We start from the raw sequence: 17,102 nt of genomic DNA on the forward strand, positions 1-17,102 counted from the left end.
TTACTCCTTACTCATCTACGCCGAATTCACGGTCGATTTGGCGCATTTTCCACGCGTAGTAGAAAATAATACCCAGGAAGGCATAGATTGAGCCTTGTTGAGCAAACCAGAAACCAAGCTTGTACCCGCCTAGTTGAAATTGATTGAGTTCATCTACAAATAAAATGCCGCAGCCGAAAGAAACGACAAACCAGATAACCATAAGGCTAATCATCAGTTTTACGTTCTTATCCCAGTAGGCTTTGGCTTTATCCTGACTTTCAAACGCCATTGCCGTCTCCTTACGTGTTTGTTGTTAAGAAAATGTTTCAACATCTACATTAGCAAGGGTGGGACAAGAACTCTTTTCAACTTTAGTCGCGGTGAGAAAAACAAAAAGCGCCTAAAAATAAGGCGCTTAAGGATTAATGATAGATTTTTGTGATGTTAATGGTGTGTTAAATTAGCCTAAAGTCTAACGTTTTATTGTTAGTCTTATCGATTTTCGCTATCCGGCGTAAAAATCTTTGATCCCCATCAGCAGGTTGCTTACTGCTACGGCTGCAAGAATAAGCCCCATCACACGACTGATAATGGCGGCACCGACATTGCCAATCCACTTCTGAATATGTGTCGCACCAAGAAGTAACAATAGGGTGATAAGTAAAACCGTCACCATGACAGCGGCAGTAATTCCCTGATCGACAAGTGCGTATCTATGATTGTCCGTCAGCATGACAATCGCCATCATTGCTCCCGGTGAAGCGATAGAGGGAATAGCTAAAGGGTACACCGCCAAATCAGCGAGGTCGGAATGGCTCACCTCTTCTGAAAGCTTAGTTTCTTGTTCCGGCTTAGATTCACCAAAGATCATGGTTAGGGCAAACAGTAGTAGCACTAAGCCACCTGCCGCCTGAAATGCTGGCAAAGGTATCTGCATCGCTTCAAGGAGCAACTGACCTGCGACGAGGAAAAACAGCAGTACACCCGTTGCAATAGCCACAGCTTTTAACGCAACCAAACGGCGCTGTTTAGCAGTGAGATGCTGAGTTTGAGATAAGTAAACCGGGACTGAGCCAATAGGATCGATGACAGCCCACAGGACGACGAATTGAGTAATTAGAACGCTTAGCAAGAGAAGTACTCCCAGAGTTTGTTGAACAGAGGGGTAAATCAGATTGTTGCCTGATGCCTCAAGTGTAGCAAATTTCTAGGAGTATTTGTGTCAGAAACTGGTGAGTTAAGTTTCTGATTCGAGTTGTTGAAGTAAAATAACCGCCTGAGTGCGATTTTTCACACCTAACTTACGGAATATCGCCGTCATATGAGCTTTTATTGTCGCTTCTGATACATTTAATTCATAAGCAATCTGCTTATTAAGTAAGCCATCAGATAGCATTCCTAAGACTTTGTATTGCTGTGGAGTTAAAGTGGCAATTTTTTCTGCTAAATCATTACACGCTGCGTTGTTGGTAATGGAACCTTCAGGGAAGAAAGGTTCGCCATTGAGCACCTGATTAAGAGCACTGACGAGCTCACGCATATCACTGGACTTGGGAATAAAACCGAATGCGCCATGACTCTTAACCTGAGTCACTACTGACGGTTCTTCACTAGCTGAGACGACCACAATGGGTAAATCAGGATATTCAGCACGCAGTTGAATCAAGCCTGACATGCCGTTTGCACCAGGCATCTTTAAGTCGAGCAGAAGTAGGTCAGGTTCGTCTTCTTTAGCGAGCAGGGTAAGAAGGGCATCTAATGAGTCGGCTTCTAGCAGATTTGCGCCACTCACCGCCATATGCACCGATTGGAACAGAGCATTGCGAAACAGCGGATGATCATCCGCAATGATAATGGTGTAGGTCGAATCCATGACGTTAACTACTTATGACGGTTTAGTTAATAGAATTATTGTCATCTTTGCGATTGTGGACAATGTTTATCCGCTAAAAGTCTGAACTGTATCGGGTTTTATTAGCGAAATTGCATATAGATACCAGCCAAAGCAAACAAATGCCCATTTCTGCTGGTTAAAATTGCTTATAACGTCGTTATGGCTTTTGAAGTTAGACCCGCTAGCTCGCTACAAGCCACGCCTAGTTCTAAGCAATTTTTCCTACGCAGTTTATAGACATTTGCTCACTTTAGCTGGTATTTGGTTGCTGATTACAAAAGTACTAGTGAGTAACTGGCGCTGTTTGAAAGCTTAGAGGTTATGGGTGTCCAAATGCTGTAGGAATGTCTCTGCGTTCATAAAGCCAGTAATGCGAGCGTTTGAAACGGACTCTCCATTAGTATCCCAGAACTCGATAGTAGGAAGCCCTAGCACGCTCATCTCTTTCAATAAGGCAATGTCTTGTGGTTGGTTTCGTGTCACGTCTGCTTGCAGCAACACAAAATCTTTTAGGCGCGACTCAACATCAGGCTGATGGAAGGTGTATTTCTCGAATTCTTTACAGGCCACACACCAGTCGGCGTAGAAATCGAGCATTACCGCTTTGCCGTCCGCTTTTGCTTTAGCAAGTTGCGTGTTGAGCTGTTCAACATTAGCAATCCGGATAAACTCTATCTGATTTTGTTTTTGCTCTGTGCTGATCGCGCTCTTACCAAAGTAGTGGTTCAATGCAGGTTGAGCTGAGGCAAATAGACCAAGCACAGCAATGATTCCTACCACACTCTGTTTCCAGCCACCAAATGGCAGTGAGTTCTTAACATGATATAGCCAACCAAACGCTGCGATGCCGAGCACTGACCATAGTCCAGTCGCCCACACCTCAGGCAAGATGCGCTCAAGTAAGAATATTGGCGCAGCCAGTAGAATGAAGCCAAACAGAGTCTTGACCCGATCCATCCAATTGCCCGCTTTTGGTAGCAACTTGTTGCCAAAGACAGCGACTAGCATCAATGGGATGCCCATACCTATAGCTAATGCGTATAGAGCGATACCACCAGTGAGTAGATCGCCACTTTGAGCTACATACAGTAGAGCTCCAGACAGTGGTGCTGTAGTACAAGGTGAACAAACTAAGCCAGAAATCGCTCCCATGGCGAACACGCCCAGTGAGCTTCCACCTTGCTGTTTATTGCTTAAATTGTTCAACCACGTCTGAACGCTGCTAGGCAGTTGTAAGCTATAGAGACCAAACATGGAGAGTGCCAGAGCGACAAATAAAACACTTAAGCCAATTAAGACATAAGGGTGCTGCATAGCCGCTTGAAATTGCATACCTGCTGACGCAACAACTAGTCCGAGTAAGGTATAAGTCAGTGCCATGCCTTGCACGTAGATAAAGGCCAACCCTAGGGCACGTCCATGGCTAAGCTTACCGCTACCCAAAACAATACTGGTTAGAATTGGGTACATTGGCAGTACGCATGGTGTAAAGGCGAGACCAACCCCTAAGGCCAAAAATAGTAGAGGCGTCCACCAGTTGTCACTGAGCTTAGAAGCAAGGTTTGACTCGCTTGAAGCGGGTGTTTGCTTTGTTGCTGCTGTTGATGCGGTTGGTTTTTTTTGAGTTGGAATGACAGCATTCGCTTCTTGGAAGTCGAAGCTAGTGACATCGATAACTCGGGTTTCTGGTGGGTAGCAAAAACCGGCTTTGGCACAGCCTTGGTATTGAACGATCAGGCGCGCCCCATCTTGGTAATTTGCGAGCGGAACTTCGACAAATAGCGGTGTCGTGTAAATATTTACCTCACCAAAGAACTCATCTTTGTAAGGTTCTCCATCTCGCATTTCAATATCACCTAGAGTGACATTTTCGCCACTGACAGAAATACGATGTTGATAGAGGTAGTAATCTTCTTTGACTTGCCAATCGAGGAAAACGCGATTCCCTTGTTGGAAAGAATTGAATGGGAAAGCTTGGTCTACCGGAACAAAAGTGTTGTTGCTAACGCCAAAGCTTGGTGCGGAGTTTGATTGCTCAAAAACGGCCAAAGCAGGTGCAGAAACAATAGAAAAACACAGCAGAATTAGAGATAAAGCGAAGCGCATAGAAGAGTCACTTAAGTTAAATTTTCATCATTTTAACTCAATCAGACAGAGGAAAGGGGGAATAAGTTTCAACTTGCTATCAATTAGAACATTTATTGTGTGATGCCTCCCCAAAGAATGGGGCTCTTAGAGGAGGCAATAAAGTACTAAGCGACACCTAACCGCGCGCGAACCACACGCTCACACGCATCAATGTTGTCAGTGTCTTTAGGGATGACAAGTACCGTGTCGTTACCACCAACAGTACCTAAGATCTCGGTATGTGGGTCAATATCGACTAATCGAGCAACAAGTTGCGCGCTACCTGGGTGGGTTTTGACCACCACCATGGCTTGGTTATGAGTAATGAATTCTATCTGGGAAGAGATAGAGGACTCGACACGTACCGGAGCCGTTTCAACGGTAATGCAGTAAACCTTCTTACCACACGCATTCTGGACTTTCACTACACCTAACTGAGACAGCAATCTAGAGACGGTAGATTGACTGATACCTTCGAAACCAATATCTACCAAGGCTTCACGGAGCTCATTTTGAGTGCTAAAACTTTGCTGTTGCAGCAGACGTTTGCATGCCGCGGTTAGCGTTTTGTCTTCACTGTAGTCAATAGTGGTTGCGTTTAGAGTTTCACTCATGGGAACTCCTTAAAAAACATGACGTAGGGATGATTCGTCCATGTAACTATCAGCACTTAACTCCATCTAGGTGCCGTACCATTTGATTGAGCGGTCACTTCTTTTTTTGGTGACTTATATTTAATGCGATCATAATACCACCAAAGTATATGTGGCTTTGTGAGTGTGATCGCCAAATAAATAACTACTTCCATGGATGGTTTTTGGAGAAATGTTCTGATGGGAAGTGGATATTTATTCCTGATTGGGAATAAATATCCAGCTTAATTTTAGAGGGAGTGTAGCGAGATTAAGCGCTGATTGCTTAGCGCGCTTCCGTCATGATTTCGCGAGAGAATACTTTTTCACAGTAATGGCATTTTAGCTGCACATTCTCTTTCTTTTGCTGCACATTAAAGCGACTTTCTACCGGTTCTCCGTGTGAAATACAGTTGCTGTTTGGGCACTCAAACACACTTTCAATGCTTTCTGGAAGCACAAGATTAAGCTTGTTGACTACCTTATATTCTTCAATCTGATTCACCGTTGCTTTAGGTGCGTAAAGCGCCAGTTGGTTCGCTTGTTCTTTAGTCAGGTAGATGTTTTCAATCTTGATCAGGTCTTTAGCGCCTAGCGCTGAAGAAGGCAGGTTTAAACCTATCGTAATACGTTCATTTGACTTGTGCATCTTGAACAGTTTCAGCACCTTGATGCCGATGTTTGCAGGAATATGGTCAATGACAGAGCCGTTGCGAATCGCTTCTACTTGTAGTTGAGTTTCTTTTACCATGATAGTTCTCCTGCAGATTAAAGAGTTTCGTTCAAGACTAGGGCTAGCAGAGCTTCGCGCGCATAAACGCCATTTTCAGCTTGCTCGAAGTAGTAAGCGTGTTTGGTCTTATCGACATCTGTGGTGATCTCGTCAACACGTGGTAGTGGGTGAAGCACTTTTAAGTTGTCGCGCGCGCCTTCTAGGGTTGCTGCTGTAAGGATGAAGGCCGATTTCATGTGCGCGTACTCTGACTCATCAAAGCGTTCTTTTTGCACTCGCGTCATGTAAAGCACATCGAGCTCAGGTACCACTTCTTCAATGTTGTTGTGCATACTGAACTTGATACCCGCTTCCTCTAACTCTTCGCAGATATAGTCAGGCATAGCCAGCGCATCTGGAGCGATAAAGAAGAAGCGCACGTTGTTGAATTTTGCCAGTGCTTGAGTCAGTGAGTGCACAGTGCGGCCATATTTTAGGTCCCCAACGAAAGCAACGTTGAGGTTATCAAGCGTGCCTTGCGTTTCGTGGATAGAGAATAGGTCGAGCAGAGTTTGGGTTGGGTGTTGGTTTGCGCCGTCGCCACCGTTAATGATTGGTACACCGTTAGAGAACTCAGACGCTAAACGTGCAGCCCCTTCTTGAGGGTGGCGCATCACAAAGGCATCAACATAGGAAGCGATGACTTGGACCGAGTCAGCCAAGGTTTCCCCTTTCTTAGCCAGAGATGTGTTACCCCCGTTATCGAAGCCAATCACGCTGCCGCCTAAACGTTCAACGGCGGTTTCAAACGACAGACGGGTACGAGTCGATGGTTCGAAGAAGCAACTCGCCACGACTTTGTTTTTTAGTAGCTCAGGGTTTGGCTCTGCTTTTAAGCGTGCTGCAGTATCGACGATAAGTTCAAGCTCGCTGCGGCTGAGCTCAGGGATGGAGATGATGTGCTTGTTAAATAACGAATGCGCCATAGCTGTATTTCCTCGCCTCATAGATGACAGACAAAAAAAAGCCCCCTAACAATAGGAGGCTGATAAAGGATCGATGGAGACTAAAAATAAAACAGCTGACGTCCCTGATTCAGGGCGCGTTTTGTAACAACGAGATGTTGTATTTTGCTGGTTCATAATGCTCTCCTAGACAAATTGCGGAGGATTATACGGACAAAATTACGCGACGCAAGCGTTTGCGCAAAGTATCCAGAAATTGGATTTTTATGCGAAGTTGACTGTTTTTGATGTGCTTTTCGCAGCCGTTGTCGGAACTTGCTTGGAGGGTGATTGAGAGTTTTTTTATAGTAAGCGCGATGAAAAAAAATGCGGGCTTTATTCAGAGCCTCTGAATGCCACCCGCATTTCCCTGCAAACCACTCGTGATATCTATGGATTAATTCCGTGATATAGAGTGTTCGCGATTAATATCTTTGAGTGATATTAGTCGCCTAGTGTTGCTACCATCACTGCTTTGATAGTGTGCATACGGTTCTCTGCTTCATCGAAGACGATAGAGTGTTTAGATTCAACAACTTCATCTGTTACTTCTACGCCATCTTTAAGTTGTGGGTACTCAGCCGCTAGCTGTTTACCAACGGTAGTATCTTCGCCATGGAATGCAGGTAGACAGTGCATGAATTTCACATGTGGGTTACCTGTCGCTTTTAGCATTTCCATGTTCACTTGGTAAGGCATCATTAGGTTGATACGCTCAGCCCATGCTTCTTTCGCTTCACCCATAGATACCCATACGTCTGTGTATAGGTAATCACAGCCTTGAACGCCTTCTTGTACGTCTTCAGTCAGAGTGATTTTCGCACCGGTTTCTTCAGCGATTTCGCGACAAGTCGCTACTAGCTCTTCTTCTGGCCAGAACGCTTTAGGAGCCACTAGGCGGATGTCCATACCCATCTTCGCCGCACCAACCATTAGAGAGTTACCCATGTTGTTGCGAGCGTCGCCTAGGTAAGCGAACTTCATTTCATGTAGCTGTTTACCACGGCCGTGTTCCATCATAGTTAGGAAGTCAGCGAGGATTTGCGTTGGGTGGAACTCGTCTGTTAGGCCATTCCATACAGGAACACCAGCGTACGCACCTAGCTCTTCAACGATTTCTTGACCAAAGCCGCGGTACTCGATGCCGTCGTACATGCGACCAAGAACGCGAGCAGTATCTTTCATTGACTCTTTGTGACCGATTTGAGAACCCGATGGGCCTAAGTAAGACACTTGAGCGCCTTGGTCAAATGCTGCAACTTCAAATGCACAACGAGTACGAGTAGATGTTTTCTCGAAAATTAGCGCAATGTTTTTGCCTTTTAGACGAGGTTGTTCATAGCCGTTGTATTTCGCTTTTTTAAGTTCCGCAGATAGATCCAACATGTGTTGAATTTCACGTGGAGTAAAGTCTAATAGTTTTAGGAAGTTACGGTTGCGTAGGTTAAAAGCCATGATGTTTTCCTTCTTTGTTTTGATTGCGCTCTCTTGGTTGCAGGGAAAGAGGTAAGAAAGCGCATAAATAAGTAATGTTTGTATAACTTTTGCTTCCACAGTGGGGAGCGAGATATGAATACCTTAAGTTCAACGAGGGTCTGGTTATTCAATCTCGCTCCAGTTGTGGAGTAACGAGTCGGTTAGCCTTTGGTGATATTGGTACCCGCAGTGCCTTGAAGAATGCGTAAACCATCTTCTAGAGAACCAATGCCGACCACTTTGCCACCTTGTTTAATGAACTCGCATGACGCTTCGATCTTCGGTCCCATTGAGCCAGCATCAAATTGGTACTGAGCCAGTTCAGATGGGTTAGTGCTGCGTAGAGCATGTTGAGTTGGTTTGCCCCAATCTAGGTAAACTGCATCAGCGTCAGTCAGGATAAGTAGCGCATCTGCGTCCAGTTGTTTTGCTAGGAATGCAGCAGACATGTCTTTGTCGATAACCGCTTCAACACCAACTAATTTGCCGTTTTCGCGTTTGACTGGAATACCGCCACCGCCAGTACAGATAACCAAGTGGCCTTGCTCGATAAGTGCGGTAATCGCTTCATGTTCAATGATGCCTGTAGGCTGTGGGCTTGGGACTACGCGGCGGAAGTGTTGGCCGTCTGGCTTGATTGTCCAACGGTACTTCTCTGCTAGTTCACGCGCTTCTGCTTCTTCGTAAATTGGGCCTATAGGCTTGGTTGGATCCGCGAATGCAGGATCGCTTGGGTCAACCGTCATTTGAGTCAACATGCAAGTCGCGTTGACGTTAGGCATTTGGTTTTTAAACTCTTGCATCAGCATGTAGCCGATCATGCCTTGAGTTTCACTGCCCAGTACATCGAGTGGGTACGGAGCGACTTTCTTGTATTCCAGACCTTGTAGAGCAAGTAGGCCAACTTGTGGGCCGTTACCGTGCACAAGCACTACGTTGTATTCTTGCGCGATTTCAGAAATTGTCTTAACCGCAATCTCAATGTTTTGGCGCTGAACTTCAGCTTCTAATGGCTCGCCGCGGCGAAGTAGGGCGTTACCACCAAGTGCTACAACTACTGTTTGTTTAGTCATTGCTTTAATCTCTCTGCAGGGGGCAGGAGCAAAGGGCTCCCGCCAACTAATCACTTACTTAAATACCGTCACGCTCGATTGGGCAGCTCATGCAGCGAGCGCCACCACGACCACGGCCTAGCTCGTCACCTGGGATAGGTAGAACAGTGATGCCCGCTTTGTCGTATTTCTCGTTGGTGTAAGTGTTGCCTTCGTAGCCAACAACCACGCCTGGTTTCACAGTCAGTACGTTGTTTGCGTCGTTCCACTGCTCACGTTCTGCGTGGAAGTTGTCACCACCCGTTGTGATAAGGTTTAGCTTGTCGACACCAAGTGCTTTCTCGATAGCCGTTACAAAGTAGCCCTCTTCTTTCACATTCACCGAACCAGACTCATCGCCAGTTAGGCTCCAGCATTTCACGTCTTTACGAACCACTTCTGGGTAAACAGAGAAAGTATCTTCGTTCATGTGAGTCATAACGGTGTCTAGGTGCATGCAAGAGCGGTGTTTAGGTAGCTCCATCGCAATGATTTGTTTCGCTTGGCCGTGCTTGAATAGACCAGAAGCTAGGTGCTCAACACCTTGTGCGGTTGTACGCTCAGACATACCGATAAGTACCGTGCCACGACCAAGAACCAATACGTCGCCGCCTTCGATAGTTGAGTTGTCGTAGTTGATTGTCTCTTCGTCGCCGAAGTACTTAATGAAGTCTTGGCCTGCGAAGGTTGGGTGCCAGCGGTAAATCGCACGAACATGGTTTGTTTCACGTTGACGAGCAGGTTTTGCCATTGGGTTGATTGATACGCCACCGTATACCCAGCAAGAAGTGTCACGAGTAAATAGGTGGTTTGGTAGAGGCTCAATGATGAAGTCAGTTGGAGCATGCAGACCTTGCATCATTGAAGAAGATTTCATTGGCATTTCAGCGTAAGAAAGGCCACCTGTCAGAATTTTCGCGAGCTCTAGATTAGGTAGGTCACCTAAGTAGCAGCGTACATCGTTAGCGAAGGTTTTGCCTAAGCGGTAATCTGATACTTGGCGGCTAAGTAGCCAGTCTTTGGCTTCTGGAACAGCAAGCGTGTCTGCTAGTAGGTCTGTAAGAAGTAGCACTTCCACACCTTGATCACGCAATGTTTGAGTGAATACGTCGTGCTCTTTACCTGCACGCTCAACTGCCAATACGTCATCAAATAGCAGATCGTGACAGTTAGAAGGTGTCAGGTGAGTCAGAGCTCGTCTAGGGCGGTGAACAAGAACGCGACGTAATTGACCGATTTCAGAACCTACGTATAACTTACTCATGATCGTATCTCTCTTATATTTTAATTAGTCTTAATATTTAAAAACTAATATTTAATTTGTAGGGAATAGAAGCGTGAATTTATTTATTCACTTATTTTGTTTCTGGAACTCATATTACGCCTGTTGGCGGGGGAATCTTAGAGGTCAATCACAGTTCGATTTTTATGCCCCAGGCCTTGATTTACAAGGGTTTTAACAATATCTATGCAGTTGTTATTGAGCTGTAACACCCCTAATTAGCCACTCAGTGTGGAACTTTATGCAGGTAAATATCCAAGATGCTAGATAAACAATAATTAGAAGAAAGAATATGCACTAAAAATTTAGTGACAATAAGTTGAATAAAGCGGAAATATGCAATGAATCTTTCTAGATAATTGCTTTTGAGGTGTGAATTAATCGTTTTATAACAAAATATTTGGTAATAATTGTTGTGCTGATCACATACTAATAATTTGCACTGCTTTAATTAGAGGGGTTTATTTAATTAATAAAGTTTATTGGTTGGGGTACTTTTTCTAATTCAAAAAATTGAAATGGGAACGGACTACGTCCTAGGAGAGCTGGATCGCTACGCTGCTGGATAACGGGATCGGGCTTCGCCCTTCTGGAAAGCTAGAGTCGATGTCTCGACCACAGCGGAGCAACTTTCGTTTTCCAGTTTTCCAGTTATCGTAAGACAAAGTCCGTTCCCGCATCCCATTTCTGTAGCTAGGCGTTCAGAACAAAAAGGGTTGACCTTAAGTGCCGACCCTTAATAATTTCTCCAGCTCTCCAGCTCTCCAGCTCTCCAGCTCTCCAGCTCTCCAGCTCTCCAGCTCTCCAGCTCTCCAGCTCTCCAGCTCTCCAAACACAAGAAAAGCCGCACTAAGGCGGCTTTGAGGGCGGCTCACTTCCTGTGAGCCAGGGTAAGGAAAAGAAGTCTGTGGATTAGATTAGTGCACCAATACTTAGAACCACGATGCAGAACAGAGTTAGAATCGCGAGTAGCGGTGCGACCCATTTCACCCAGCGCACGTATGGGACACGTGCGATAGCCAAACCACCCATAACCACAGCTGAAGTTGGTGTAATTAAGTTAACCAAACCTGACGCTGATTGGTATGCAGTGATAACGAGTTCACGACCAACACCTGCAAAGTCTGCTAGTGGCGCCATGATTGGCATAGTAAGTACCGCTAGGCCTGACGTAGAAGGTACAAGGAATGACAGTAGAATTTCTAGGAAGAACATCACGTTGATGAACACCACAGACGATAGACCCGTCACCATTTGTTCTGCTGAGAACAAGATAGTATCTGTGATCATACCGCGGTCCATCACCACGACGATACCACGTGCGATACCGATAATCAGTGCAACACCAAGTAGGTCACGAGCGCCATCAATAAAGCTGCTTGTAAACTCTTCTTCACTCATGCGTGATACCAAGCCAACAATTATAGTTGCCGCTAGGAACATGGCAGAGATCTCTGCCATCCACCAACCTGCAACCGATACGCCGTAGATCATGACACCAAACGAGCCACCGAAGATAGTTAGGATAATCTTACGAGTAGTCGTGAATTCCATTCCTTCCTCAGATTGGTTGCCAAGGAAGTGGGCTTTGTTTTCTTCGTACTTATCGTAAACGATAGATTTAGATTGGTCGGCGCGAACCATGCGTGCATAGCGCATTACGTAAGCAACACAGATAGCGTAGCCAATCACTAGCATGATAATGCGAAGCATGATGCCGTCAGTAAATGGAATGCCTGAAGCGTTAGCTGCGATAACCGTTGCGAATGGGTTAATGGTTGAACCGAGTACACCGATACCTGCGCCTAGTAGTACCGTAGCGGCTGCAACTAATGGGTCAAAGCGCGCTGCCATCATCACAGGAACAAGCAAGGTGTAGAAAGGTAGTGACTCTTCCGCCATACCGTAGACAGTACCACCTGCAGCAAATAGTGCCATCAGGATAGGTATCATCATCTCTTCACGCCCTTCAAGGCGATGGGTTACACGCTCGATACCCGCGTCAATTGCCCCTGTTTTCGTTACTAGCCCTAGGAAACCACCAATGATGAGGATGAAAAGAGAAACGTCGATCGCTGCAGCTTCGTAGCTGTTGTGATCATAGAAGCCATCAATAGGTGCAAGAAGAACATCAATAACGCCTTGTGGGTTGCCTTCAACTGCCTGATAAGTTCCTGTTACAGGAACTTCACGACCAAGATCTTCGTTCATTGCTCGGTCGTATTGGCCAGCAGGAACTATCCAGGTCAGCATTGCTACAAGTGCAATTAAGACAAAAAGAATCGTATATGCAGAAGGGAACTTAAAGTTGGCAAAGAAGCCGCCTTTTTTTTCTTCAGTCGGTACAGTTTGGGTTGTCATGGCTATCTCCTTACTTTTATTTATATGACAATAAATAAAAGTGAATCAGCGACTCATAGTTATTAGGAATTAAATAACTTATGTAGGGTAAGTTATTGGTATTCGATTTATAGATTGGGCTTCACTGTCAAATCCGCCCTTTGATGCTATTTTAAAAGCAGTTCTTGATGCTAACTTTGGTGATCTTCACAAAATAAATCGACAAAAAAATCGCTATAAATCTAGTGATAAATTGGAGCGACTAATTGTTTGAAATAGGCGGATTAATATTCTAGAAAAACAGTTATAGAAGGTGGGTAAGTAGGCTGTGGTTGGAAAGTAAAAATTTGACCGGAATTTTATTCAAACGTTGGGATTTAAATGCACAAAGAGTTTTTGAACACTTTATTGACTAAAGTCAAAAATAAAATGTGAGCTAGATTTTTTACACGAGATAAAATAAAAAAGGGAGCCGAAGCTCCCTTAGTTTTAATAGGGTTTTTAGATGAATAAACCACCGAATGTAAAGCCTAGTGCTACCGCAGATGAGATAGTCACCACACCAGGAATAAAGAACGGATGGTTGAAAACGTATTTGCCGATACGTGTTGAGCCAGTGTCGTCCATTTCAACTGCTGCAAGCAGTGTAGGGTAGGTAGGTAGTACGAATAGCGCACTTACTGCGGCGAAAGATGCAACAGCTGTGAGAGGCGCGACACCAATAGCCAGTGCAGCTGGCATCAGTGCGACCGTAGTTGCCCCTTGTGAGTAAAGCAGCATTGAAGCAAAGAACAGCACCATAGCTAGCATCCACGGGTAATCTGAAAGCAGTGCACCCGCCACTTCTTTAATGCCGTCTACGTGTGCGTTAACAAAGGTTGAACCAAGCCAAGCAACACCAAGTACACAAACACATGCTGTCATACCTGAGCGGAAGGTTGCCGCTGAAGGGATCTTAGACGCATCAATCTTAGTCACGAGAACGATAGCTGCCGCTGCTGCCAGCATCACTGTCATGATCGCTTCATTTCGGCCTAGCGCCGGATCCTTGATAAGGCCAATCGAGCCGGAAATTGCTGCTGCGTAGCAAACAACAAAACCGATCGCGGCAAGGAAGATGTAAGTTGCAGTTTTTGCTGTCGGTAGAATTTCACGCTGCTTTTCAGTTGCTAGCTTGATTAAGCCTTTTTCCAGACGCTCTTGATAGATAGGGTCATCTTTAAGCTCGCTGCCCATAAAGTTAGCAACGAATGCACCAATCATACATGCGATGAAAGTGGTTGGAATACATACCGCTAACAGGGTTAGGTAATCAACCCCCATAGGTGCTAGCATTGCTGCAAACGCAACAACAGCCGCTGAAATTGGTGAAGCGGTAATAGCAATTTGTGAAGCAACAACTGCAATAGACAGTGGGCGAGATGGGCGAACCCCTTGGCCTTTTGCTACTTCAGCGATAACAGGCAGAGTTGAGAATGCAGTGTGTCCTGTTCCTGCCATTAGCGTCATTAAGAAAGTCACAATCGGCGCATAGAAGGTGATGCGCTCAGGGTGTTTACGCAAAAAGTTTTCAGCCACTTGTACTAACCAGTCCATGCCGCCAGCAACCTGCATGGCTGCGATCGCGGTAATGACCGACATAATGATAAGAATAACGTCTACTGGAATAAAAGCTTGGCTAGTGGGTACACCAAGTACCAAAGAAAGTGCGATAACACCTGCACCACCTGCTAAACCAATGCCAATACCACCAATTCTTGCTCCTAAATAGATAAAGAGCAGAACGACAAAGAGTTCGACTGCCACCATATTGATACCTCATAAAGTTTATTTTGATTCTGATTATCTAACGACTCAGCGTCTAAATGGTTAGATAATAGGAATGAAGAGAGACCTTGATAAATTTGTGGTTAACCGTATTGAGTGCCAAAAAAGGGCTCCGAAGAGCCCTTTCTTACTGCGATTATTCGTAGCGTTTCGCTTTATACGTTGGGTGCATAAAGTTTTCAACACAAAGAATTTCATCAAGCTCTTCTTCGGTTAGCAGACCGCGCTCAAGCACGACTTCACGAACACTTTTACCTGTTTCTGCACAGATCTTACCAACGATGTCACCTTCGTGGTGGCCGATGTAAGGGTTTAGGTAAGTCACGATACCGATAGAGTTGTAGACATAGCTTTCACACGTCTCTTTGTTGACTGTGATGCCATCGATACACTTGTCACGCAGGTTGACACATGCGTTGGATAGGATTGAGATAGACTCAAACATGCTTTGTGCAATCACAGGTTCCATCACGTTAAGCTGAAGCTGACCACCTTCTGCTGCAAACGAGATAGTGTTGTCGTTACCTAGCACTTTGAAACAAACTTGGTTAACTACTTCAGGAACTACTGGGTTTACTTTCGCAGGCATGATTGACGAGCCTGCTTGAAGTTCTGGCAGGTTCAGTTCGTTTAGACCTGAACGAGGACCAGATGAAAGCAGACGCAGGTCATTACAGATCTTAGACAGTTTAACCGCTAGACGTTTTAGTGCGCCGTGCGTCATTACGTATGCGCCACAGTCAGACGTTGCTTCGATTAAGTCTTCTGCAGGAACCACTTCTAGACCTGTTACTTCTGCTAGGTGTTTCACAGCTGATGCTTGGTAACCTTGTGCAGCGTTTAGGCCTGTGCCAATTGCTGTTGCACCTAGGTTGATTTCTAGTAGTAGTTTTGATGTGTACTCAAGCGCACGAATTTCTTCGTTTAGAGTAACTGCCCAAGCATGGAACTCTTGACCGACTGTCATTGGCACTGCGTCTTGAAGCTGAGTACGACCCATCTTCAATACATCTTTAAACTCTTGGCTCTTAAGCTCAAAGGCACCTTTTAGGTATTCAATCGCTTCAATCAGCTTCGCTACGCTGTTGTATACCGCAATACGGAAGCCAGTAGGGTATGCACAGTTCGTTGATTGGCTCTTGTTTACGTGATCGTTCGGGTTAACGATGTCGTACTGACCTTTCTCTTTGCCCATTAGTTCAAGAGCAACGTTAGCAATCACTTCGTTGGTGTTCATGTTGACTGAAGTACCTGCACCACCTTGGAATACGTCTGATGGGAACTGATCCATGCACTTACCTGTTTCAAGGATCAAATCACACGCTTCGATGATGTAGTTAGCAACATCTTTAGGGATAACACCTAGCTCTTTGTTTGCTAGTGCAGCGGCTTTCTTTGTCATCACCATACCGCGTACAAATTCAGGTACGTCAGAGATGGTCATGTTAGAAATATTGAAGTTTTCAATCGCGCGAAGAGTATGAATGCCGTAGTAAGCGTCAGCTGGTACGTGGCGCTCGCCGAGTAAGTCTTCTTCGATACGGGTTGCTTGGTTAGCCACTTGAGAGGTTTCAGTTAGGGTAGCCATACAGGATCCTTAGATATTTATTCTGATAATAAAGTTGCTTTATAGCCAATCTGTAGTCTAAGAATCCATTCGACAGAATTTTTGGCTGTATAATCCGTCCTGACTTATGTGGCACATGATACTGTACCTGCGGTATAAAAATAGTAAGTGGATCACCTTTTTTGCTTTTGTTGAGTTAAAGTTTTGTAAGATATGAATAGGTTATTAATAACCCTTTAGTGGTAGGGGTTTATTGAGTGTTTTATCACGATTTTTTACAGCTTCAATTTGAGCTAAAACCGTGGAACACGTACACTGAACCCAACAAAGGAGGGCGTGTGTTTCCTATCTTATTATTGCTGTTTATCTTCGTTCCTATTATTGAAATAGGCCTATTTATTCAAGTCGGTGGTTTTCTGGGTTTGTGGCCTACCATCGGCTTGGTACTGATCACGGCATTTGTTGGTGCCTCGTTAGTTCGTAGCCAAGGGCTGCAAACACTGATGTCAGTGCAAAACCGCCTTCAGCAGGGAGAGTTACCTGCTCAGCAGATCTTTGAGGGCGTGATGTTGGCGGTTGCCGGCGTGCTGCTTCTTACCCCAGGCTTTATGACCGATGCATTTGGTATGCTGGTTTTACTTCCTGCTCCTAGGGCGGTTATCGCTAAGTACTTGATGAGCAAAATGGTGGTGAAATCAGTGGGTGGTGGATTCCAAGGTGGTTTTCATGGTGAGCAGTTTGGTCAGAACCCATTTGAACAAGGTCCTTTCCACAAAGGGGACTCTAAGCAAGGCTCTACTTTCGAAGGGGAGTTTGAGCGTAAAGATGATGATGACCAAAACCGACTAAACTAATCCGTATAACTCCCTTTCTAAAGGCGCTATCACAGCGCCTTTTTCTTTTTAAACACCAAACTTACGAATTAGCATATACAGGGTTCTGATATTCAATTCTGTGATCGCTGAGTAATTACTCTATATTTTTTTGCTAAAAATATCAATAGGTAAGGAAGGTGTTGAAACATAAATTGACTTCTATTTATCGTGTTAATGTATGAGATCTAAATCGCAATAGAAATGAATGTAAATTTACATCTCGACAATACAACGTGATATTTGCCACAAAACGTCAACAAGTGAATGTAGACAGAATAATGATATGTGGTGAA

General features: G+C 44.9%; 14 protein-coding genes. 1 reads left to right on the forward strand and 13 read right to left on the reverse strand.

Annotated features, from left to right (window positions below):
* Positions 1 to 7 precede the first annotated feature (7 nt).
* From IX91_RS00935 to aspA, 13 genes are all read right to left on the reverse strand, one after another.
* Positions 8 to 271 carry a DUF4212 domain-containing protein gene (locus IX91_RS00935; RefSeq protein ID WP_004742963.1) on the reverse strand — a complete coding sequence of 88 codons (264 nt, stop codon included), beginning with the start codon at positions 269 to 271 and terminating at the stop codon, positions 8 to 10.
* Between the two features lie 216 nt (positions 272 to 487).
* On the reverse strand, positions 488 to 1,114 hold the full coding sequence (locus IX91_RS00940) for a MarC family protein (protein WP_004742964.1): 627 nt from the start codon (positions 1,112 to 1,114) through the stop codon (positions 488 to 490).
* A 105-nt stretch (positions 1,115 to 1,219) separates the two neighbouring features.
* Positions 1,220 to 1,855, reverse strand: a complete 636-nt coding sequence (locus IX91_RS00945) for a response regulator transcription factor (RefSeq protein ID WP_004742965.1) — start codon at positions 1,853 to 1,855, stop codon at positions 1,220 to 1,222.
* 333 nt (positions 1,856 to 2,188) lie between these two features.
* A complete protein-coding gene (locus IX91_RS00950) occupies positions 2,189 to 3,982 on the reverse strand; it encodes a protein-disulfide reductase DsbD (RefSeq protein ID WP_004742966.1) in 1,794 nt (597 codons plus the stop codon).
* Between the two features lie 146 nt (positions 3,983 to 4,128).
* Positions 4,129 to 4,617, reverse strand: coding sequence for an arginine repressor (locus tag IX91_RS00955; protein WP_004742967.1), 489 nt, complete (start codon positions 4,615 to 4,617; stop codon positions 4,129 to 4,131).
* A 304-nt stretch (positions 4,618 to 4,921) separates the two neighbouring features.
* On the reverse strand, positions 4,922 to 5,386 hold the full coding sequence (pyrI, locus tag IX91_RS00960) for an aspartate carbamoyltransferase regulatory subunit (RefSeq protein WP_004742968.1): 465 nt from the start codon (positions 5,384 to 5,386) through the stop codon (positions 4,922 to 4,924).
* A gap of 17 nt (positions 5,387 to 5,403) precedes the next feature.
* Positions 5,404 to 6,333, reverse strand: coding sequence for an aspartate carbamoyltransferase (pyrB, locus tag IX91_RS00965; protein ID WP_004749078.1), 930 nt, complete (start codon positions 6,331 to 6,333; stop codon positions 5,404 to 5,406).
* A 462-nt stretch (positions 6,334 to 6,795) separates the two neighbouring features.
* Positions 6,796 to 7,806, reverse strand: coding sequence for an ornithine carbamoyltransferase (locus tag IX91_RS00970; protein WP_004742778.1), 1,011 nt, complete (start codon positions 7,804 to 7,806; stop codon positions 6,796 to 6,798).
* Positions 7,807 to 7,988: 182 nt separating this feature from the next.
* On the reverse strand, positions 7,989 to 8,900 hold the full coding sequence (gene arcC, locus IX91_RS00975) for a carbamate kinase (RefSeq protein WP_004742779.1): 912 nt from the start codon (positions 8,898 to 8,900) through the stop codon (positions 7,989 to 7,991).
* A 58-nt stretch (positions 8,901 to 8,958) separates the two neighbouring features.
* Positions 8,959 to 10,182 (reverse strand): arginine deiminase, encoded by a 1,224-nt coding sequence (arcA, locus tag IX91_RS00980; RefSeq protein WP_004742780.1) that lies wholly within the window; start codon positions 10,180 to 10,182, stop codon positions 8,959 to 8,961.
* Positions 10,183 to 11,112: 930 nt separating this feature from the next.
* A complete protein-coding gene (locus tag IX91_RS00985) occupies positions 11,113 to 12,561 on the reverse strand; it encodes a YfcC family protein (protein WP_004742781.1) in 1,449 nt (482 codons plus the stop codon).
* Positions 12,562 to 13,041: 480 nt separating this feature from the next.
* Positions 13,042 to 14,349, reverse strand: a complete 1,308-nt coding sequence (locus IX91_RS00990; protein WP_004742782.1) for an anaerobic C4-dicarboxylate transporter — start codon at positions 14,347 to 14,349, stop codon at positions 13,042 to 13,044.
* A gap of 154 nt (positions 14,350 to 14,503) precedes the next feature.
* Positions 14,504 to 15,955 (reverse strand): aspartate ammonia-lyase, encoded by a 1,452-nt coding sequence (gene aspA / locus IX91_RS00995; protein WP_004742783.1) that lies wholly within the window; start codon positions 15,953 to 15,955, stop codon positions 14,504 to 14,506.
* A 317-nt stretch (positions 15,956 to 16,272) separates the two neighbouring features.
* On the opposite strand from aspA, the gene IX91_RS01000 reads away from it, so the two are divergent.
* Entirely contained in the window at positions 16,273 to 16,788 is a 516-nt protein-coding gene (locus IX91_RS01000) for an FxsA family protein (protein WP_004749081.1), read from the forward strand.
* The last annotated feature ends 314 nt before the right edge of the window (positions 16,789 to 17,102 follow it).

Source organism: Vibrio tubiashii ATCC 19109, from assembly GCF_000772105.1.
GTDB lineage: Bacteria > Pseudomonadota > Gammaproteobacteria > Enterobacterales > Vibrionaceae > Vibrio > Vibrio tubiashii.